Here is a 20,330-nt window from a genome sequence, read left to right on the forward strand (position 1 = left end):
GCTGGGCGATGTCAGACCCGTCGATTAGAATGTATGTACTAATCGAGTTCCTGACCTGGGAGGACGCTCGTGACAGTGCCCGCCTCCACGCCCCTCACCCCCTACGCCACACTGCTCGGTTTCACCCGCTACGTCGACCGCACCGGCCCCACCAAAGCGACCTTCGTGGGCGGGCTGCGCAAGCAGCGCGCCAGCAGGTCCGGCTTCAACCCGCACGGCCAGTTCGTCAAGGCGCTCAAGGCCGACATCGCCTTCCACACCGGTGGCACGCACCTGACCGGCGTGGTCGATGTGGTCAAGCCACGCTGGCGCCCGCTCTACCAGGCGCTCGTCCCCGGCGCCACGGCCTGGCTGCACTCCCTCGGCGATCCGGCAGCCGTCGACCTCGCCCAGACCCGCGATGCCCTGGCAATGCTGGGTGACCTACCGGTCAAGATCAACCCCCACTTCGGCGTACGCCACGCCGACGGCCGCGCCGAAGCGGTCCGGCTGCACTTCGACGAGGCCCCACCGAGTAAGGAATCGGTGCTCGCCACCCTGCACCTGATGGCACGACACATGGACGCGGTTCTCCCCCACGCAGAGCCGATCCTGGTCGACATCCGTCGCGGCCAGGCCCACCGCATGCCCAGCGACGCCAAGCCCGACCAGATCGAGCGCTGGCTGTCCGGCGAAGCCGCCGCCTTCCGCGCCATCTGGGGCACCGCCGCCTAAACCCCCACCCCCACCCACCCCACCCCACCACCCCCAACCCCCCAACCCGCCCGCCGCGCTCTATCCGCCCAAGATCCGCGCAACTTCGGGGATGCTGCTGTCTCACGTCGTGAGGAGGCAGCAAGAACAGCGAAGTTGCGCGGATCTTGGTGTTCAGGACCTGTTCGGGGGTTATCCACAGGGGCTGCAGGCGCACACCTCTGCCGGTCAAGGTGTCGTCATGCCTGTTTCCCCACGACGGCCTGCGAGCCTCCAGGGGCGCGTCTTTCGCGGCTCCCGTGTCGTTGCCCAAGGCCTGCTCACCCGAACGGAGCTGCGCGGCAGGGCATGGCGCCCACTGTTCCGCGACGTCTACGCGGATGCCCGACTGAAGGTCACCCATCGCACTCGTTGCGCCGCCGCGGTGCGCTGGGTGCTGCCACCGGGTGTGGTGATCGCCGGTCGCAGTGCGGCGGCGCTCTACGGCGCGGCATCGGTTGCCGACCACGAGCCCCTCGACGTGCTCGTGCCCGCCGCTCAGCGGTTCGGTCCCGTCTCGGGGCTCGTCGTGCACGCCAGCGAGATCGCAGCGACCGACGTCGCGATACGTCAGGGCATTCCGCTGACCACGCCGACCCGCACATGTTGGGACCTGGCCCAGTGGCTGCCGACCGAGGAGGCTGTCGCCATCGTGGACCGCCTCGCCAGCCAACGGCTGGTGGTGATCCCTGAGCTTCGCGCAGGCTCCCGGTCGAGAGCCGGCAACCGAGGCTGGAGACGGATGATGCGGGTAGCTGAGCTGGCCGACGCCGGCGCCGAATCAGCCCCGGAGTCGCGGCTGCGGGTGCGGATCGTGCTCGCCGGGGTGCAGGCACCCGTGACCCAGTTCGTCGTCGAGCGAGACGGCAGGTTCGTGGCCCGCCTCGATCTTGCGTGGCCACATCTCAGGGTCGCCGTCGAGTACGACGGCTTGTGGCACGACGATCCCGAGCAGTTCCACCGGGACCGACGCCGCCTCAACCGCCTGCTCGGCGAGGACTGGATCGTCCTGCACGTGACCGCGAAACGGTTCCGCGAGGACTTCGACGGCTTCCTCGCCGAACTCCGTCAAGCCCTCCGGTCCCGCTCCCGCTGACCCGGCCCAACACCACACGAACACCCACACCCACACCCACACCCACACCCACACACGCCAAGATCCGCGCAGTTTCAGGGATCTTGCTGTCTCACCAGGTCGTGAGGCAGCACTTTCACCGAAGTTGCGCGGATCTTGGGGTGGGCGCGCGCGGAGCGCGGGCTTGCGACGCGCGGAGCGCGGGGCCTGCGGTGCGCGGAGCGCGGCTTGCGACGCGCGGAGCGCGGGGCCTGCGGTGCGCGGGCGCTGAGGGGTTGTCAGGTGGTGGGGAGGTACTTGGCCAGGTCGTCGAGGATCTTGTTGGCGGCGCCGACGCCGATGCCGGTCATCCAGATCTCGTCGGAGACCGGGTACGCCTTGCCGGCCTTGACCGCGCCGAGGCCCTTCCAGAGGGTGCCGCCCGCCACCTTGGCCTGCTCGGCGGCGGCCTTGTCGCCGTACGCGGTCACGAAGATGACGTCGCCGTCGACCTCGTTGATCCGCTCGGGGCTGACCAGGTCGAAGCGCTTGTCCTCCTTGTTGGCCAGCAGCTGCCGCTCGGGGCGGCCGAGGCCGGTGTCGCCGACGACGATGCCGGAGAAGGAGTCGGGGCCGTACACCCGGATGTTGCCCGGGATGAAGCGCACGATCGACACCTTGCGGGCGGCGGGGTCACCGAGGGTGGCGCCGAAGTCCTTGGCCCGCTTCTCGTACGCGCCGAGCAGGTCCCTGGCCTGCTGCTCGCGGCCGAGCGCCTTGCCGTCGAGCAGGAGGTTCTCCTTCCAGGTGATGCCCACCTTGTCGGTGAACACGGTGGGCGCGATGGCGGCCAGCTCGTCGTAGAACTTCTCCTGGCGGAACTTGCTGCCGAGGATGAGGTCCGGCTTGAGTGCGTTGATCGCCTCCAGGTCGGGCTCGGTGAGCACCCCGACCTCCTTGATGCCGGTGAGCTTGTCCGCGCCGAAGTACGTCGGCCAGCTCTTCGCCTCACCGGCGGTGGCGGCGCCGACGGGCGTGATGCCCAGCGAGAGTGCCGTGTCGATCTTGTCGGTGTCGAGCACGACGACGCGCTTGGGCTCGGCCGGGACCTTGGTGGTGCCCATGGCGTGGGTGATCTCCCGGGTCTCCCCGGTGGTGGTGCCGGCGACCGGGTCGCTCTCACCGCAGGCGGTGAGGCCGGCCCCGAGGGCGACGGCCGCGGCGAGAGCGGCGACGAGACGACGCATCAGAGTCCTTTCGAGGGGTACGTGCCGGCGAGCGGGTTGACCGCGTCGCCGAAGGCGGGTCGGGCGTCCGGGACGGACGCCGTCGACGAATCGGGGGCGTCCGCGTCAGCGGACGCGGCACCAGGGCCCGACGGCGGGGCAGCGGGGCCGCCGGTGTGCGCGGGCACCACCAGCGGTGCGCCGGTGACCGGGCAGGGGACGACGACGCAGGCCAGCCCGAAGACGTCCCGGACCAGGTCCGCGGTGAGGATCTCCCGGGGCGGCCCGGTGGCCACCACCGCGCCGGCGCGCATCGCGATCAGGTGGTCGGCGTAGCGGGCGGCCTGGTTGAGGTCGTGCAGCACGGCGACCACGGTGCGGCCCCGCTCGACGCGTAGCCGGTGCAGCAGGTTCAGCACCTCCACCTGGTGGGCCAGGTCGAGGAAGGTGGTCGGTTCGTCCAGCAGCAGGGCGTCGGTGTCCTGGGCCAGGGTCATGGCGATCCACACGCGTTGCCGCTGGCCACCGGAGAGGCTGTCCACCGGCCGGTCGGCCAGGTCGGCCACGTCGGCCAGGTTCATCGCCTCGTCCACCGCCGCGGCGTCGGACGACGACCACTGCCGCCACCACCGCTGGTACGGCTGTCGGCCGCGCCCGACCAGGTCGGCCACCGTGACGCCCTCGGGCACGAGCGGGCTCTGCGGCAGGACGCCGAGCCGGCGGGCCACGTCGCGGGTGGGCAGGTCACCGATGGCGGTGCCGTCCAGCAGGACCGTGCCGCGTCGCGGGGTGAGCAGCCGGGCCATCGTGCGCAGCAGGGTGGACTTGCCGCAGGCGTTGGGGCCGACGATGACGGTGAACGCGTCGGTCGGCAGGTCCAGGGTGAGCCCGTCGAGCACGGTCCTCTCGTCGTAGCCGACGACCAGGTCGCGGGTGGAGAGCATCACACGACTCCTTGAGGGCGTCACGACGACCGCCGCCGTCCACGAAGCAACAGGAAGATCAGGTACGGGCCGCCGATCGCGGCGGTCAGCACACCGGCCGGCAGTTGGGTCGGTGCGAACAGCCGCCGGCCGGCCAGATCGGCCAGCACCAGCAGCAGCGCGCCGAGCAGCGCGGCGCAGACCAGCGGGGGCCGTTCGGCGCGGACCAGCCGACGGGCCAGTTGAGGTGCGACGAGCGCCACGAAGTCGACGGCGCCGACCTGGGCGGTGACCATCGCGGCGACGAGCACACCGGTGCCGGCGAGCCCGATCCGGCGGGCCACGGGACGCAGCCCGACGCCCCGCGCGGTGTCGTCGTCCAGGGCGGTGCTGTTCAGTGCCCAGCCGGCCCAGGCCAGCACCGGCAGCAGCACCAGCAGGGTGCCGGCGATCCAGGCGGCCTCGGTCCAGCCCTTGCCGGCGAGGGTGCCGATCAGCCAGATCTGCGCCCGCAGGCCGTCGATCGGGTCGGCGGTGAGCATGACCACCTCGGTGAGCGCCCGGAAGGCGAACGCGACCGCCACGCCGGCGAGGACGAACCGCTGCGCGGCCAGTCCGTGCCGGGCGCCGAGGGCGAACAGCAGCACCGCCGCCAGCAGGCCGCCGACCAGCGCGCTCGGCGCCACCAGCACCGCCGCCGCACCGCTGGTCAGCGCCACGGTCGCGGCGAGGCCGGCACCCTGGGTGATGCCGATGACGTCCGGGCTCGCGAGCGGATTGCGCGCCACGCTCTGGATCAGCGTGCCGGCCACGCCGAAGGCCGCCCCGGCCACCGCGGCCAGCACGATCCGGGGCAACCGCAGATCAAGGACAACGAGGTCGTACGGGGTGCCCGCGCCGGAGAGCGCCCGCAGCACGTCGGCCGGGGCGACGTACGGGGTGCCGAGGGACAGGCTGAGCAGCATCGCGAGCAGGAGCAGCACGGTCAGCACGGCGGCGACCAGCACCGCCCGGCGGCGGATCTGCAGGCTGACCGGGCCGAGCAGCAGCAGCGACCGCCCCGGCAGCGGCGCAGAGCCGCCCCCAGACGAGGCGGCGGGGCCTGCCGGGCCGGGGACCGGGCGCTGGGTGGTCGTCACGCGGTCACCACCCGGGCGCGGCGGACCAGCACGGCCAGCAGCGGTGCGCCGATCAGGGCGGTGATGATCCCGGCCGGTATCTCGCCGGGCGGGGCGACGAGCCGGCCGACGACGTCGGCGCCGAGCAGCAGCGCCGGCCCGAGCAGGGCGGAGACGGCGAGGGTCCAGCGGTGGTCCGCGCCGACCAGGGCGCGGGCCAGGTGCGGCACGGCCAGCCCGACGAAGGCGACCGGCCCGGCGGCGGCCACCGCGGCGCCGGTCAGCAGCACCGCGGCGAGGCCACCGGTGAGGCGGACCAGCCCGATGCGGTGGCCCAGGCCGCGGGCCACGTCGTCGCCGAGAGCCAGCGCGTCCAGGCCCCGGGCCACCAGCGCCGCCAGCAGCAACCCGACGAGGACGAACGGCAGCACCTGGGCGGTGACGCCGAGGTCCCGGCCGGCCAACCCGCCGACGACCCAGAAGCGGTACTCCTCGAAGGTGCGGGCGTCGATGCTGAGCAGCGCGTACACCCCGGAGGCGAGGCTGGCGTCGAGCGCCGCGCCGACCAGCACGAGGGTGACCGGGCTCGCGCCCTCGCGGGCCCGGGTGGCGATGGCGAAGACCAGCAGCCCGGCGACCAGTGCCCCGGCGATGCCGAACCAGACGTAGCCGGCGAGTGTGCCGACGCCGAAGACGGAGATGGCGAGCACCACGCCGAACGACGCGCCGGCGCTGATGCCGAGGATGCGGGGCTCGGCGAGGGGGTTGCGGGTGAGCGCCTGGAACAACACCCCGGCCACGGCGAGGGCGAGCCCGACAGCGAGGCCCAGGGCGGTACGCGGCATGCGCAGTTCCCGGACGATCGTGCTCGCGTCGCTGCCGTCCGGCGCGACGAGGGCGTGCCAGACGGCATCGACACCGAGTGGCCGGCTGCCCAGCGCGAAGCTCGCCAGCACGGCGAGCAGCAGCACCAGTGCCGCCCCGACGGTGACGGCCACCCGCCGGCCGGTACGGGCGCCGGACCGGTTGCGGGCCGGCGTCGGCCGGTCGACGAGGGTGGTCACAAATCTCCTGCACGTTCGAGCTTAGGTTCGCCTAACCTTAGCCGACCTGCAGAAAGTGACCTAATCGGGTCTGGTGACCAGACCACACCCCCCATTCGCGTCCGATTCCTCGATAAGAGAATGAGTTTCGCGGACGGGAACAAGTGCGACAAAATACCGATGCCACCCGAATGAGGGACATCCCGCCTCGATCGCGCCATAGGGTGTGACCATGCGATTCGACCAGCACACGGTCGTCCTCCTGAGCCGGCCGTCGGATCCGCCGACCCTGCCACTGGAGGCGATCGACCGGGTGCAAAGCGCCCACCTCGCCCACCAGGCGGGGTTCGTGGAGCAGGGGCTGGTGCTGGCGGCCGGACCGTTCCTGGACGCCGACGACGGCCAGTTACGGGGCTTCGTCGTGTTCTCGGTATCGCCGGAGGAGGTACGCGCGCTCTACGCCGACGATCCGGCCGTCCGCGCCGGCCTGCTCGTCGCACGGGTGACGAGTTGGATGGTGCCGGAGGGCAACGTGCGGTTCGAGAGCGTACCGATGCCCCGGTCGATGCTGGAGGCGGCCTCCGGCGACTGAGGCCGGCGCAGCGGGGCCCTCGACGGTCAGCCGCGCAGGCCCTCGATGGGGACCACCCGCAGGTCGTCCACCTCGCCGACGATGACTCGCAGCGACGGAAAGTAGGCGCCGAGCACCTGCCCACACCGGTCGCACGGCGCGACGATCGCGCGGCCCCGGTCGGTGACCGTGACGATCGTCTCCAGCTCGGTCACGCCCTGCGTGGCGGCGGTGCCGATCACGACCAGTTCCGCGCAGGTGTCCCCGCTGTCGTGCTGGATGTTCACGCCGGAGAACACCCGCCCGTCGGCGGTCCGGGCGGCCGACGCGCCGGTATGGCGCTGGCCGCGGCACCGCAGTTTGGCGACCGCCGTGGCGGCCTGCACCAACGCCCGGTCGGTGTCCCGCAGCTCCATCCCGGCCCCCCAGCGCTCGATGTCGGCCGCAACTCTAGACGGCCGTCCCCGCACCGCCGCACCCGTCGAGCGGTAACCCAGGGGCGGTCCGCCGCCGCGCTGCCTATCCTTGGGCACGACATGCAGAATCCAGCCGCCTCCGCCGCGACCGATCCCGTCCGCGAGCTGCACCGCCGCCTCACTCCCCTGATGTTCCGCGACCAACGCCGGCTCCAGCGGCGCCTCGACGGTGCCCGCAAGCTGCGCGACCCGCAGCGTCGGGAGGCGGCGCTGACCGAGATCACCGCCGAGCTGACCCGAGCCGAGCAACGGCTGGCGGCCCGACGGGCGGCGGTGCCGGTGATCACGTACCCGGCCGGGTTGCCGGTCAGCGACCGCAAGGACGACATCGCGGCCGCCATCCGTGATCACCAGGTGGTGATCGTGGCCGGCGAGACCGGCTCCGGCAAGACGACCCAGCTCCCCAAGATCTGTCTGGAGTTGGGGCGCGGCGTGCACGGCCTGATCGGGCACACCCAGCCTCGGCGGCTGGCCGCCCGGACGGTGGCCGACCGCATCGCCGACGAGCTGGGCACCGAGCTGGGCGACGTGGTCGGCTACAAGGTGCGCTTCACCGACCAGGTCAGCGACCGCAGCCTGGTGAAGCTGATGACCGACGGCATCCTGCTGGCCGAGTTGCAGACCGACCGGATGCTGCGCCAGTACGACACCCTGATCATCGACGAGGCGCACGAGCGCAGCCTCAACATCGACTTCATCCTCGGGTACCTGCGGGAGCTGCTGCCCCGCCGACCCGACCTCAAGGTGATCATCACTTCGGCGACCATCGAGACGGACCGCTTCGCCCGGCACTTCGCCGGCCCGCCCACGGCCGACGAACCGCAGGGTGTGCCGGCGCCGGTGGTGGAGGTCTCCGGGCGGACCTACCCGGTGGAGGTGCGCTACCGGCCGCTGGTCGAGGTGGCCGAGGGCGACCAGGACGGCGACGGCGACGAGGAGAACGTCCGCGACCAGATCCAGGCGATCGGTGACGCCGTCGAGGAGTTGGCCGCCGAGGGCCCCGGTGACATCCTCGTCTTCCTCAGCGGCGAGCGGGAGATCCGCGACACCGCCGACGCGCTGGGCAAGCTGGCGCAGTCCAAGCGCTCGCTGCTCGGCACCGAGATCCTGCCGCTGTACGCGCGGCTGTCCAGCGCCGAGCAGCACCGGGTCTTCGCCGCGCACACCTCGCGCCGGGTGGTGCTCGCCACCAACGTCGCAGAGACGTCGCTGACCGTGCCCGGCATCAAGTACGTGGTGGACCCGGGCACCGCCCGGATCTCCCGCTACTCCAGCCGCCTCAAGGTGCAGCGGCTGCCGATCGAGCCGGTCTCGCAGGCGTCGGCCAACCAGCGCAAGGGCCGCTGCGGGCGTACGTCGGACGGCATCTGCATCCGCCTCTACGACGAGCAGGACTTCCTGTCCCGGCCCGAGTTCACCGACCCGGAGATCCTGCGCACCAACCTGGCGTCGGTCATCCTCCAGATGACCGCGATCGGGCTCGGCGACCTGGCCGCGTTCCCGTTCATCGACCCGCCGGACAAGCGCAACATCACCGACGGCATCAACCTGCTGCACGAGCTGGGCGCGCTGGACCCGACCGAGGCCGACCCGGCGAAGCGGCTCACCGCGCTGGGCCGGCGGCTGGCCCAACTGCCGGTCGACCCACGGCTGGCCCGGATGGTGGTCGAGGGCGAGCGCAACGGTTGCCCCACCGAGGTGCTGGTGATCGCCGCCGCGCTCTCCATCCAGGACCCGCGCGAGCGGCCGGCGGAGAAGCAGGCCCAGGCCGACCAGGCGCACGCCCGGTTCGCCGACTCCGAGTCGGACTTCGTCGCGTACCTCAATCTGTGGCGCTACCTGCGCGAGCAGCAGCGGGAGCTGTCGTCGGGCGCGTTCCGCCGGATGTGCAAGGCGGAGTACCTGAACTACCTGCGGATCCGCGAGTGGCAGGACATCGTCAGCCAGTTGCGCCAGGTGCTGCGTACCCCTGGGGAAGGCGACCGGCGGGGTGGGCGGCCGGCGCGCGACACCTCGGACGACGCGTACGCCGGCCGGGGTGCGGGCCGCCGCGGCGGCGCGGACCTGCCGGACGAGATCGACACCCCGAAGGTGCACCAGTCGCTGCTGCCGGGCCTGCTGTCGCACATCGGCCTGAAGGACACGCAGAAACACGAGTACCTGGGGGCGCGGGGGGCGAAGTTCGCGCTCTTTCCCGGGTCGGCGTTGTTCAAGAAGCCGCCGCGCTGGGTGATGGCCGCCGAGCTGGTGGAGACCTCCCGGCTCTGGGGCCGCATCGCCGGCCGGGTCGAGCCGGAGTGGGTCGAGCCGCTCGCGCAGCACCTGGTCAAGCGCAGCTACAGCGAGCCGCACTGGGAGAAGAAGCAGGCCGCGGTGATGGCCTACGAGAAGGTCACCCTGTACGGCGTTCCCCTGGTCACCTCTCGCAAGGTCAACTTCGGGCGGATCGACCCGGCGCTGAGCCGGGAGCTGTTCATCCGGCACGCCCTGGTCGAGGGCGACTGGCAGACCCACCACCGGTTCTGGGCGGACAACAAGCGGCTGCTCGCCGAGATCGAGGAGCTGGAGAGCCGGGCCCGACGCCGGGACATCCTGGTCGACGACGAGACCATCTTCGGCTTCTACGACCAGCGGATCCCCGCCGACGTGGTCTCCGGCCGGCACTTCGACACCTGGTGGAAGAAGATCCGCCGGGACCAGCCCGACCTGCTCACCTTCACCCGCGACGTGCTGGTCAACGACGGCCGGGCCGGGGTGGACGAGAGCGACTACCCCGACGAGTGGCAGGCCGACGGGGTGAGTCTGCCGCTGACCTACCGGTTCGAGCCGGGCACGCCGACCGACGGCGTCACTGTGGACATTCCGCTGCCGCTGCTCAACCAGGTGCCGGCGGAGAGCTTCGACTGGCAGGTGCCGGGGCTGCGCGAGGAGACGGCCATCGCGCTGCTCCGGACGCTGCCCAAGGCGATCCGCCGCAACTTCGTGCCGGTGCCGGACTACGCGCGGGCCGCGCTCGCCGCGATCAGGCCCGGCGAGGAGCCGTTGCTGGACGCGCTCACCCGCCAGCTGCGGCGGATGACCGGGGTGACAGTGCCCCGCGACGCCTGGGAGCCGGGCAAGCTCCCGGCACACCTGCGGGTCACCTTCCGGGTGCTCGACGCCGATGAGAAGCCGGTCGCCGAGGGCAAGGACCTGCCGGCCCTGCAACGCCAGCTCCGCCAGGAGGTACGCCAGGTGGTGGCGGCCGCCGCGCCGGAGGTGGCCCGTACCGGGCTGCGCGAGTGGAGCGTCGGCACCCTGCCCCGGACCATCGAGCAGGTGCGCGCCGGCTACGCGGTGACCGCGTACCCGGCGCTGGTCGACGAGGGCGCCACGGTCGGGGTGAAGGTGTTCGACTCCCCCGCCGAGGCGGAGGCGGCGCACTGGGCGGGCACCCGTCGGCTGCTGCGGCTCACCGTGCCGTCCCCGGCCCGGTTCCTTCAGGGTCGGCTGAGCAACGAGGCGAAGCTGGCGCTGAGCCGCAACCCGCACGGCGGTGTGCAGCAACTGATCGAGGACGCGGCGGGCGCGGCCATCGACCGGCTGATCGGCGATGCCGGTGGGCCGGCGTGGGACGCCGAGGGCTTCGCCGCGCTGCGCGAGAAGGTCCGGGCCGACCTGGTCGACACCGTCGTCGAGGTGATGGACCGGGTGCGCCGGGTCCTCGCCGCCGCGTACACCGTCGAGCAGCGGCTCGGCGCCACCCGCAACCTCGCCGTGGTGGCGGCGCTCGCCGACATCCGCAAGCAGCTCGCCGCTCTGGTGCACGCCGGTTTCATCACCGAGACCGGGTACGCCCGCCTGCCCGACCTGCTGCGCTACCTGACCGCCATCGAGCGCCGGCTGGACCGCCTGGGCGGCAACCCCCAGCGGGACCGGCAGCAGCAGGACCGGATCGCGGTGGTGCAGAAGGAGTACGACGATCTGCTCGCCGCCCTGCCGCCGGCCCGCCGGCAGGAGACGGCCGTCCGGCAGATCCGCTGGATGATCGAGGAGTTGCGGGTGAACGTGTTCGCCCAGGCGCTGGGCACCCCGTACCCCGTCTCTGAACAGCGAATCTACCGGGCGATGGACGACGCCGAGGGCCGCTGACGCGGCCTCGCGGCGCCCGGTTGCTGCCTTTCGGGGCGTCAGCGCACCGGCACGGAGAGCGCCCGGGCTGCCGGCAGGCCGCGGACCGACGTCGTCAACGCCGGGCTGCGGGTCTCGGTGGCGTTCGGTACCCACCAGGCCCGGTTCTCCCGGTACCAGTGAAAGACCTCGCTGAGCCCGTCGGAGAACCGGATCTGCGGCTCGAAGCCCAACTCCTCGGAGATCTTGCGGTAGTCCAGCGAGTAGCGCTGGTCCTGCACCTTGCGGTCCGGCACGTGCCGGACCCGGTCCCAGTCGGCGCCGGCCAACCCGAGGATCCGCTCGGCGAGCGCCCGGTTGGTCAATTCGATGTCGCCACCGATGTTGTAGACCTCGCCGGCGCGGCCCTTGGCCAGCACCAGCGCGATGGCCCGGCAGTGGTCGTCGACGTGCAACCACTCGCGGACGGCGCTGCCGTCGCCGTGCAGGGTGATGTCCTGGCCGGTGAGCAGGCTGGTGACGAAGCGCGGAATGACCTTCTCGACGTGCTGGTACGGCCCGTAGTTGTTGGCGCAACGCGTGATGGAGACGTCCACGTCGTACGTGCGCCAGTAGGAGCGGACCACGTGGTCGCTGGCCGCCTTGGACGCCGCGTACGGGGAGTTGGGCTCCAGCACGCAGGTCTCGTTCCAGGAGCCCTCGTTGATCGAGCCGTACACCTCGTCGGTGGAGACGTGCACGACCCGGCCTACGCGGGCGCGCGCGCAGGCGGCCAGAAGGTAGTGCGAGCCCATCACGTTGGTCTCGAAGAACGGCGCCGGGTCGTCGATGGACCGGTCGACATGCGACTCGGCGGCGAAGTGCACGACGGCGTCGTGCCCCGGCACCAGGTCGGCGAGCAGCTGCCGGTCACAGATGTCCCCGCGGACGAAGGTCAGGCGGGGGTGCGCGGCCGGCAGGTTGGCCCGATCACTGGCGTAGGTCAGCTTGTCGATCACCGTGACGTCGCAGTGCTCGAAACCGACGTAGCGTCCGCTGAGCAGGCTGCGCGCGAAATGCGACCCGATGAAGCCAGCGCCGCCGGTAACCAGAATCCTCATGTCTAGCCTCCTGCCGGCGAAATAGCCGCCGGTGAGCCGTTAAGAGATGAATGAGCGTTTTGCGCCGTGCAAGGTTCCACCTTAGGTGACCTGGTCGGACATCGAGCCATATATTGCAAGGTTAAGGTCGATTTAACCAATCACGGCGAAAGGGATGATCTTCCCGGAACGCTCGGCAGGCGCCGCCGTCCCGACATCTGCTCAACGAGGCTCGACGCCGGGCGGTAGCTCCCCCTGGTCAATGGCGGACTGGACGTAGTCGAGCAGGATGCGCCGCAGCTCCCGCCCCGCGTGCGTCGGCACCACGTCCCGCCGTCGGGCCACCGCGATGGTCCGCCGCACGCCGGGGGACGCCAGCGGCGTACCGCGCACCCCGGGCCGACGCGCCAACACGATGCCGGGCACCAGCGCGACACCGAGGCCGGCCTCGACGAAGCTGAGCACCGCGTCCATCTCGCCGCCGTCCACCGCGAAGGTCGGCTCGAAGCCCGCCTCCCGGCACGCCTGGATGGTGGCGTCGCGCAGGTCGTAGCCCTCCCGGAACATCACCATCGGCTGGCCGCGCAGGTCGGTGATGCGCAGCTCCCCGGTGGCCGACGCCGTCGGCACCTCCCCCACCGAGGCCACCACCAGGCTCTCGCGCAGGATCGGGTCGACCCGCAGGCCCGGGTCCACGCCCTGGGCCGGCATGATGATCAGAGCCAGGTCGAGGTCGCCGCGCAACAGGTTGCGGACGAGATCCTGCGACCCGCCCTCCTCGACCTGGAGGTCGACCGTCGGGTGCGCGTCGCGGAACCGGCGCAGCACCGGCGGGGCGAGCGAGGTCGCGAGACTAGGGGTCGCGCCGAGCCGGACGCGACCCCGCCGGAGCCCGACCAACTCCTGCACCTCCCGGGTCGCGGTCTCCACGTCGGCGAGGATCCGGGTGGCCAGCGGCAGGAGCACCTCGCCGGCCGCGGTGAGGGCGATGTTGCCCCTTACCCGCTCGAACAGCGGTGCGCCGAGGTCGGTCTCCAAGGCGTGAATTTGCTTACTCAGCGAGGGCTGGGTTATGCCGACGATGTCGGCGGCTTGGGTGAAATGTCGTACTTCGGCCACCGCAACGAAGTACCGGAGCTGATGGAGCTGCATCTACATAGCCTAGGGCTATTAACACTACGAGTTTGATGCATTGGACGACTGATCGAAGTGCTCCTAGCGTCGGTCTCGTGGTAATGACGAAAACTCGGTCGCCCATCCGCTCGAACGTCGGCCTCAAGGCCGTCATGGCGGTGACGGGCATCCTGCTGGTGCTGTTCCTGATCGCGCACATGCTCGGGAACCTGAAGGTGTTCACGGGGGAGACCTCGTTCGACCACTACGCGCACTGGCTGCGCGACATCGGCAAGCCGCTGCTGCCCGGTGTCTGGTTCCTGTGGATCCTGCGCACCGTCCTCGTGGTGGCCGTCGTCGCCCACATCTGGGCCGCCACCGTGCTGGCGTTGCGCGCTCGCGCCGCCCGCCCGGTCAAGTACGCCCACCGCAAGAAGGTCCGGGGCAGCTACGCCGCCCGCACCATGCGCTGGGGTGGCGTGATCATCCTGCTGTTCGTGATCTACCACCTTCTGGACCTGACCACCGGCACGCTCAATCCGGTCGGGAACGAGGGCAAGCCCTACGGCAACGTGGTCGCCGACTTCGCGCCGGAGCGCTGGTACGTCACGCTCTTCTACACCCTGGCGATCGTCACGCTCGGCTTCCACCTGCGCCACGGCGCGTTCAGCGCGTTCCGCAGCCTCGGCCAGCAGACGCCCCGGGGCGAGCGCCGGGCGCGCAACGCCGCGCTCGTCTTCGCCGTGGCGCTCTGCGCCGGATACCTGGTGGTCCCGTTCGCCGTTCTCACCGGATTGGTGTCCTGACATGGAACTCTTCACCGAGGGCGACCCGATCGCCGACACGAAGGCTCCCGCCGGCCCGATCGAGAAGCGCTGGGAGACCCGGCGCTTCGAGGCCAAGCTGGTCAACCCGGCCAACCGCCGCAAGATGACGGTGATCGTGGTCGGCACCGGCCTGGCCGGCGGTTCGGCCGCGGCGACGCTGGCCGAGCAGGGCTACCACGTCAAGTCCTACTGCTACCAGGACAGCCCGCGCCGGGCCCACTCGATCGCCGCGCAGGGCGGCATCAACGCCGCGAAGAACTACCGCAACGACGGCGACTCGGTGCACCGGCTGTTCTACGACACCGTCAAGGGCGGCGACTTCCGCTCCCGGGAGTCGAACGTGCACCGGCTGGCCGAGGTCTCGGTCAACATCATCGACCAGTGCGTCGCCCAGGGCGTGCCGTTCGCCCGCGAGTACGGCGGCCTGCTGGACACCCGATCCTTCGGTGGCGCCCAGGTGCAACGCACCTTCTACGCCCGGGGTCAGACGGGCCAGCAACTGCTGCTCGGCGCGTACCAGGCCCTGGAGCGGCAGATCGGCCTGGGCAACGTGGAGATGAACGCCCGGCACGAGATGCTGGAGCTGGTCGTCGTCGACGGCAAGGCCCGCGGCATCGTCGTCCGGGACCTGGTCACCGGCGAGATCAGCACCGAGATGGCCGACGCGGTCGTGCTCGCCTCCGGCGGCTACGGCAACGTCTTCTACCTCTCCACCAACGCCAAGGGCTGCAACGTCACCGCCACCTGGCGGGCACACCGCAAGGGCGCGTACTTCGCCAACCCCTGCTACACGCAGATCCACCCGACCTGCATCCCCGTCTCCGGCGACCACCAGTCGAAGCTGACGCTGATGAGCGAGTCGCTGCGCAACGACGGCCGGGTCTGGGTGCCGAAGACCAAGGGCGACGACCGCAACCCGCGTGACATTCCGGAGGACGAGCGGGACTACTACCTGGAGCGGATCTACCCCTCCTTCGGCAACCTGGTCCCCCGCGACATCGCCTCCCGCGCCGCGAAGAACGTGTGCGACGAGGGCCGGGGCGTCGGGCCGACCAAGCTCGGCGTCTACCTCGACTTCGCCGACGCGATCGGCCGGCTGGGCCGCAAGGCCATCGAGGCCAAGTACGGCAACCTCTTCGAGATGTACGAGCGGATCACCGGCGAGGACCCGTACGAGGTGCCGATGCGGATCTACCCCGCCGTGCACTACACGATGGGCGGCCTGTGGGTCGACTACGACCTTCAGTCGAGCATCCCGGGCCTGTTCGTGATCGGCGAGGCGAACTTCTCCGACCACGGCGCGAACCGGCTCGGCGCCTCGGCGCTGATGCAGGGCCTCGCCGACGGCTACTTCGTGCTGCCCACCACGATCGCCAACTACCTGGCCTCGGGTCCGCTGGAGAAAGTCGACGCCAGCCACCCGGCGGCGGTCGAGGCCCGCACCGACGTCGAGGACCGGATCCAGCGGCTGCTGGCGGTCGACGGGGACCGGACCGTGGACTCCTTCCACCGGGAGCTGGGCCAGATCATGTGGGAGCACTGCGGCATGGAGCGCAGCGAGGCCGGGCTGCGCAAGGCGATCGACGAGATCCGCGCCCTGCGCGAGGCGTTCTGGCAGCGGGTCAAGGTGTCCGGCACCGGCGAGGAGCTGAACCAGTCGCTGGAGAAGGCCGGCCGGGTGGCCGACTTCTTCGAGCTGGCCGAGCTGATGTGCATCGACGCCCTGCACCGCGAGGAGTCCTGCGGAGGGCACTTCCGGGCCGAGCACCAGACCCCCGACGGTGAGGCGCAGCGCGACGACGACCGGTTCGCGTACGTGGCGGCCTGGGAGTTCACCGCCACCGGTGAGCCTTCGGTGCTGCACAAGGAAGACCTGAAGTTCGAATACGTCCACCCCACGCAGCGGAGCTACAAGTGAACCTGACCCTGCGCATCTGGCGCCAGAAGGGCCCTGAGGACAAGGGTCGGATGGTGACCTACCCGGTCGACGACGTGTCCCCGGACATGTCGTTCCTGGAGATGCTCGACGTGCTCAACGAGCGGCTGATCCTCGACGGCGAGGACCCGGTGGCGTTCGACCACGACTGCCGCGAGGGCATCTGCGGCATGTGCGGCCTGATGATCAACGGTGACGCGCACGGGCCGCAGCGCGGCACCACCGCCTGCCAGCTGCACATGCGGCAGTTCACCGACGGCGAGACGATCGACATCGAGCCGTGGCGGGCCAGCGCCTTCCCGGTCATCAAGGACCTGGTGGTCAACCGGGGCGCCTTCGACAAGATCATCGCCGCCGGTGGCTACATCACCGCGCCGACCGGCAGCGCGCCCGAGGCGCACACCACCCCGGTCGCCAAGGCCAACGCGGACGCCGCCTTCGAGTCGGCGGCCTGCATCGGCTGCGGCGCGTGCGTGGCGGCCTGCCCGAACGGCTCCGGCATGCTCTTCACCGCCGCCAAGCTCACCCAGCTCTCGCTGCTGCCGCAGGGCCAGCCGGAGCGCTACACCCGCGTGATCGGCATGGTCGACGCGCACGACGAGGCCGGTTTCGGCGGCTGCACGAACGCCGGCGAGTGCACGGTGGTCTGCCCGAAGGGCATTCCGCTGAACACCATCGGCCGGCTCAACCGCGACTACCTCGCGGCCACCACGAAGGGCGCCGGCAACACCCCCGGCTCCTGACCCCCTGGCCACTCCTGGCCACCCTGACCGCCGTGCCCCGACCCTCGAGACACGGCGGTCAGGCGTTTGGTGGGCACCCGCCGAACGCAGCGACCGTCCCGGTCCGGCCCTGGCCCTGCCCCGGCCTGGCCCGGCGGCCCGACCCAGCCTGGTCGCCTGGCCTGGGCCGAGCGCAAGATCCACTCGATATCGCCGATGTGGCGGTGTCCGAGGCGCTCGGATGCCGCCGCATCGGCGAAACGAAGTCGATCATTCCGCCGCATCCTCGGCGTACGTGCCGCCTGCTTGTGGCAAGGTGGACAAAAAGGGTGAATGCCCGCGACTTTCGCCGCTTCCAGGGACTGTCGAACGGGCAGCACGACCAGATCAACTCGGCATTCAGGAAGTCGGGCTGTCCCTGCGCCTACGACACCCCGACTTCCTGGAACCCGGGTCGATCAAGGGGGCTACCGCCTCCCATCAGGGCAGGAGCACTTCACGGCCACCCCGCACGGGCCAGAGACCACCGCGCCCAGCGACGAACACACCGACGGCCGTCCAGCCCAGACCACGAACGGCCACGCCAACCCCCGAACGCACGCACGACGACCCAGCCCAGACCACGATCGGCGCCAGCAGCGAACGCACGGACGGTGACCAGCGCGGGCTGGGGGCGACCGTGCCCGGCGCAGGGATCAAGCCTGACCGCCCGAAGCCGGGCACGGTCGCCCCCAGCCCCAACCAACCAGCCCAGCAACGCCAGCCGAAGGCCCGGCACACCCCTCGGCCAACCGAGCGACACGCCCGTCGGCCGCAGCCGGTTCAACCGCCCTTGCCCGGGTAGCAGTCAGGCAGGACCGAGGGAGGGCAGCCAGACATGAAGGCGTTGACCTGGCAGGGCAAGCGGGACGTACGGGTGGAGGAGGTGCCGGATCCCCGGATCGAGGAGCCGACCGATGCCATCGTGAAAATCACGTCTACGGCGATCTGCGGCTCGGACCTGCACCTGTACGAGGTGCTGGGGCCGTACCTGAAGCCCGGTGACGTCCTGGGTCACGAGCCGATGGGCATCGTCGAGGAGGTCGGGTCGGAGGTGACCGGCCTCAAGCCCGGCGACCGGGTGGTGGTGCCGTTCAACATCTCGTGCGGCAGCTGCTGGATGTGCCGGCGTCAGCTCTACGCCCAGTGCGAGACGACCCAGGTGACCAGCCAGGGCAAGGGCGCGGCGCTGTTCGGCTACACCTCCCTCTACGGTTCGGTGCCCGGTGGGCAGGCCGAGTACCTGCGCGTTCCGCAAGCCCACTTCGGACCGATCGTCATCCCGCAGAGCGGCGCCGACGAGCGGTACCTCTACCTCTCCGACATCCTTCCCACGGCCTGGCAGGCGGTGAAGTACGCCGACACACCGCCGGGCGGCACCCTGGCCGTCTTCGGGTTGGGCCCGGTCGGCCAGTTCTGCGCCCGGATCGGCCGCCACCTCGGCGCCGGGCGGGTGATCGGGCTGGATCTGGTGCCCGAGCGGCTGGAGCTGGCCCGTCGGCACGGCATCGAGGTGCTCGACGTCCGCGAGTTGTCCGACGTGCCGGGCGCGCTGATCGACCTGGTCGACGGGCGCGGCCCGGACGCCGTCATCGACGCCGTCGGCATGGAGGCACACGGCTCGCCGGTCGGCAAGCTGGCCCACGCGGCCGTCGGGCTGCTGCCGGACAAGCTCGCCCAGACGATGACCGACCGGGTCGGCGTCGACCGGCTGAGCGTCCTGCACGCCGCCGTCAAGGCGGTCCGTCGCGGTGGCACCGTGTCGCTCTCCGGCGTCTACGGCGGCGAGGCCGACCCGATGCCGATGATGGAGATGTTCGATCGGGGCATCCAGTTGCGCATGGGGCAGTGCCATGTGCGCCGGTGGACCGACGAGATCCTGCCGCTGCTCTCCGGCGACGACGACCCCCTGGGCGTGGAGGACCTGCGCACCCACCGGCTGCCACTGAGCGAGGCGCCGCGGGCGTACGACATGTTCCAGAAGAAGGAGGACGGCTGCATCAAGGTCGTGCTCGCTCCGTGAGTGCGAGGAGTGAGCCGGTGTTGCGAGCCCCGCAGTCACGAACGAAGGTGGCTCCGTGAGTGCGAGGAGTGAGCCGGTGTTGCGAGCCCCGCAGCCACGAACGAAGGTGGCTCCGTGAGTGCGAGGAGTGAGCCGGTGTTGCGAGCCCCGCACGGCTGACCTGTTCGGGACTGTTCGGGACTTCTTCGGGGCATCGTGCGTCGATCAACTCGCCTAGGGTGGTGGGCCGGCAAGCGCTCCGGCGCCCCACGATGGGAGAGACGATTGACCATCCGACTGAACCGCAGGACGGCACTCGGGCTGGGCACAGTGGCCACTGCCGGTACGGTGCTCGGCGCGGCCGCCCCGGCCAGCGCCGCTGAGAGCACCGAGGCGGCACCGACCACCCCTGCCCGGGCTGCCAACCGCGTCGCCGCCGCCTTCACCCGGCACAGCACCGCGGCCGGTGGCAACTGGCAGGCGTACGTCAGCGTGGCCGCCCCGGCGGGCCCGCCGGTCGTCGCGGTAGCGGCGGACGCGGACCGGCGGATCGAGGCGTACAGCGTCAACAAGATCGCGGTGGCCACGGCGGTGTTGGACAAGGTGGACCGCGGGCTGCTGGCGCTGGACCAGCGGGTCGAGGTGACCGCCGCGATCGTGGTGCCGGGTGGCGATGGCATCTTCAGCCTGGACGGCGCGTACCCCAGCAGCGTGACCCTCGGGCACGTGCTGGCCAACCTGCTGACCGTCTCCGACGACACGGCGGTGCGGCTGTGCGGGCTGGTCGCCCCTGCCGCCGAGATCAACTCGATCCTGGTGGGCAAGGGTTTCCCGAACACCCAGGTCGAGCCGGTGGCCAACCCGAACCGGTTCTTCCTCGGCACCAGCACCCCCCGGGAGACCCACGACCTGCTGCGCGCCCTGGTCGCCGGCACGCTGCTGTCGCCGGCCTCGACGGCGTACCTGCTCGGGGTGCTGCGCTCCCCGGTGGCCTTCACCGACGGCATCCGGCGCACCATGTCGTCGGACGAGCGGGCCCGGATCGCCACCAAGGCGGGCTGGTTCGCCGACGCCCGGCACGAGGCCGGGGTGATCTTCGACCGGTCCGGTGCGGCGGTGCTGACCTACGCGCTCTTCGCCGACGGGCAGGCCGACCCGGACAACTTCGGCGCGACCCACCCGGCGGTGCAGGCCCGGGCCGCCATGGGTCCGAAGTTCCTGGCGGCGGTGGACCGTCTCGGCGGCACCGGCACGGCGTACCGGACGACCGCCCGCCGACCCAGCAACGGCGGCTGATTCCGCTGCCGGGTCGGTCGTCGGGTGACGACCGGCCCGGTGCGGGCCACCGCCGGGGCGGGA

The 20,330-nt window shown here is 71.2% G+C and carries 16 protein-coding genes; 9 read left to right on the forward strand and 7 right to left on the reverse strand.

Features of this window, described 5'->3' with window-relative positions:
• Positions 1–69 precede the first annotated feature (69 nt).
• On the forward strand, positions 70–714 hold the full coding sequence (locus OG505_RS16260; protein WP_405434251.1) for a hypothetical protein: 645 nt from the start codon (positions 70–72) through the stop codon (positions 712–714).
• A gap of 91 nt (positions 715–805) precedes the next feature.
• Positions 806–1,828, forward strand: a complete 1,023-nt coding sequence (locus tag OG505_RS16265; RefSeq protein WP_405434252.1) for a hypothetical protein — start codon at positions 806–808, stop codon at positions 1,826–1,828.
• A 257-nt stretch (positions 1,829–2,085) separates the two neighbouring features.
• Here OG505_RS16265 and OG505_RS16270 read toward each other — a convergent pair whose 3' ends face one another.
• The 4 genes from OG505_RS16270 to OG505_RS16285 are packed head-to-tail and all read right to left on the reverse strand — an operon-like array spanning position 2,086 to position 6,117.
• Positions 2,086–3,033 (reverse strand): ABC transporter substrate-binding protein, encoded by a 948-nt coding sequence (locus OG505_RS16270; RefSeq protein WP_405434253.1) that lies wholly within the window; start codon positions 3,031–3,033, stop codon positions 2,086–2,088.
• A complete protein-coding gene (locus OG505_RS16275) occupies positions 3,033–3,956 on the reverse strand; it encodes an ABC transporter ATP-binding protein (RefSeq protein ID WP_405434254.1) in 924 nt (307 codons plus the stop codon). The genes OG505_RS16270 and OG505_RS16275 overlap by 1 nt, the downstream gene beginning before the upstream one ends.
• 20 nt (positions 3,957–3,976) lie before the next feature.
• Entirely contained in the window at positions 3,977–5,074 is a 1,098-nt protein-coding gene (locus tag OG505_RS16280) for a FecCD family ABC transporter permease (protein ID WP_405434255.1), read from the reverse strand.
• Positions 5,071–6,117, reverse strand: a complete 1,047-nt coding sequence (locus OG505_RS16285; RefSeq protein ID WP_405434256.1) for a FecCD family ABC transporter permease — start codon at positions 6,115–6,117, stop codon at positions 5,071–5,073. Before OG505_RS16285 ends, OG505_RS16280 begins: the two co-directional genes overlap by 4 nt.
• A 211-nt stretch (positions 6,118–6,328) precedes the next feature.
• Between OG505_RS16285 and OG505_RS16290 the strand changes: the two genes are divergently transcribed.
• Complete coding sequence (locus OG505_RS16290) at positions 6,329–6,688, forward strand: YciI family protein (protein ID WP_405434257.1); 360 nt, start codon at positions 6,329–6,331, stop codon at positions 6,686–6,688.
• Between the two features lie 26 nt (positions 6,689–6,714).
• On the opposite strand, the gene OG505_RS16295 is transcribed toward OG505_RS16290, so the two are convergent.
• Positions 6,715–7,083 (reverse strand): cytidine deaminase, encoded by a 369-nt coding sequence (locus OG505_RS16295; protein ID WP_405434259.1) that lies wholly within the window; start codon positions 7,081–7,083, stop codon positions 6,715–6,717.
• Between the two features lie 120 nt (positions 7,084–7,203).
• Here OG505_RS16295 and hrpA point away from each other — a divergent pair, with 120 nt between their 5' ends.
• Positions 7,204–11,274 (forward strand): ATP-dependent RNA helicase HrpA, encoded by a 4,071-nt coding sequence (gene hrpA, locus OG505_RS16300; protein WP_405434260.1) that lies wholly within the window; start codon positions 7,204–7,206, stop codon positions 11,272–11,274.
• 38 nt (positions 11,275–11,312) lie between these two features.
• Here hrpA and rfbB read toward each other — a convergent pair whose 3' ends face one another.
• Both rfbB and OG505_RS16310 read right to left on the reverse strand, forming a co-directional pair.
• Positions 11,313–12,353 (reverse strand): dTDP-glucose 4,6-dehydratase, encoded by a 1,041-nt coding sequence (rfbB, locus tag OG505_RS16305; protein WP_405434261.1) that lies wholly within the window; start codon positions 12,351–12,353, stop codon positions 11,313–11,315.
• 201 nt (positions 12,354–12,554) lie between these two features.
• Positions 12,555–13,484, reverse strand: coding sequence for a LysR family transcriptional regulator (locus OG505_RS16310; protein WP_405434262.1), 930 nt, complete (start codon positions 13,482–13,484; stop codon positions 12,555–12,557).
• A gap of 83 nt (positions 13,485–13,567) precedes the next feature.
• Between OG505_RS16310 and OG505_RS16315 the strand changes: the two genes are divergently transcribed.
• The 5 genes from OG505_RS16315 (at position 13,568) to OG505_RS16335 (ending at position 20,267) form a co-directional block, all read left to right on the forward strand.
• Entirely contained in the window at positions 13,568–14,251 is a 684-nt protein-coding gene (locus tag OG505_RS16315; protein WP_405434263.1) for a succinate dehydrogenase cytochrome b subunit, read from the forward strand.
• Between the two features lies 1 nt (position 14,252).
• Positions 14,253–16,190: a fumarate reductase/succinate dehydrogenase flavoprotein subunit gene (locus OG505_RS16320; protein ID WP_405434264.1), complete on the forward strand. Its 1,938-nt coding sequence runs from the start codon at positions 14,253–14,255 to the stop codon at positions 16,188–16,190.
• Positions 16,187–16,951, forward strand: coding sequence for a succinate dehydrogenase/fumarate reductase iron-sulfur subunit (locus OG505_RS16325; protein ID WP_405434266.1), 765 nt, complete (start codon positions 16,187–16,189; stop codon positions 16,949–16,951). Before OG505_RS16320 ends, OG505_RS16325 begins: the two co-directional genes overlap by 4 nt.
• Positions 16,952–17,807: 856 nt before the next feature.
• Complete coding sequence (locus tag OG505_RS16330; RefSeq protein WP_405434267.1) at positions 17,808–18,992, forward strand: zinc-dependent alcohol dehydrogenase; 1,185 nt, start codon at positions 17,808–17,810, stop codon at positions 18,990–18,992.
• Positions 18,993–19,256: 264 nt separating this feature from the next.
• Complete coding sequence (locus tag OG505_RS16335; protein ID WP_405434268.1) at positions 19,257–20,267, forward strand: serine hydrolase; 1,011 nt, start codon at positions 19,257–19,259, stop codon at positions 20,265–20,267.
• The last annotated feature ends 63 nt before the right edge of the window (positions 20,268–20,330 follow it).

Source organism: Micromonospora sp. NBC_00617 (genome assembly GCF_045161355.1).
In the GTDB taxonomy this organism is placed as follows: Bacteria; Actinomycetota; Actinomycetes; order Mycobacteriales; family Micromonosporaceae; genus Micromonospora.

Bases quoted from the DNA above. Each gene is read 5' to 3' on its own strand.
- OG505_RS16295 (WP_405434259.1), bottom strand. From the start codon at position 7,083: ATGGAGCTGCGGGACACCGACCGGGCGTTGGTGCAGGCCGCCACGGCG.
- OG505_RS16315 (WP_405434263.1), top strand. From the start codon at position 13,568: ATGACGAAAACTCGGTCGCCCATCCGCTCGAACGTCGGCCTCAAGGCC.
- OG505_RS16265 (WP_405434252.1), top strand. From the start codon at position 806: ATGCTGCTGTCTCACGTCGTGAGGAGGCAGCAAGAACAGCGAAGTTGC.
- hrpA (WP_405434260.1), top strand. From the start codon at position 7,204: ATGCAGAATCCAGCCGCCTCCGCCGCGACCGATCCCGTCCGCGAGCTG.
- rfbB (WP_405434261.1), bottom strand. From the start codon at position 12,353: ATGAGGATTCTGGTTACCGGCGGCGCTGGCTTCATCGGGTCGCATTTC.
- OG505_RS16310 (WP_405434262.1), bottom strand. From the start codon at position 13,484: ATGCAGCTCCATCAGCTCCGGTACTTCGTTGCGGTGGCCGAAGTACGA.
- OG505_RS16290 (WP_405434257.1), top strand. From the start codon at position 6,329: ATGCGATTCGACCAGCACACGGTCGTCCTCCTGAGCCGGCCGTCGGAT.
- OG505_RS16275 (WP_405434254.1), bottom strand. From the start codon at position 3,956: ATGCTCTCCACCCGCGACCTGGTCGTCGGCTACGACGAGAGGACCGTG.
- OG505_RS16270 (WP_405434253.1), bottom strand. From the start codon at position 3,033: ATGCGTCGTCTCGTCGCCGCTCTCGCCGCGGCCGTCGCCCTCGGGGCC.
- OG505_RS16320 (WP_405434264.1), top strand. From the start codon at position 14,253: ATGGAACTCTTCACCGAGGGCGACCCGATCGCCGACACGAAGGCTCCC.
- OG505_RS16330 (WP_405434267.1), top strand. From the start codon at position 17,808: ATGAAGGCGTTGACCTGGCAGGGCAAGCGGGACGTACGGGTGGAGGAG.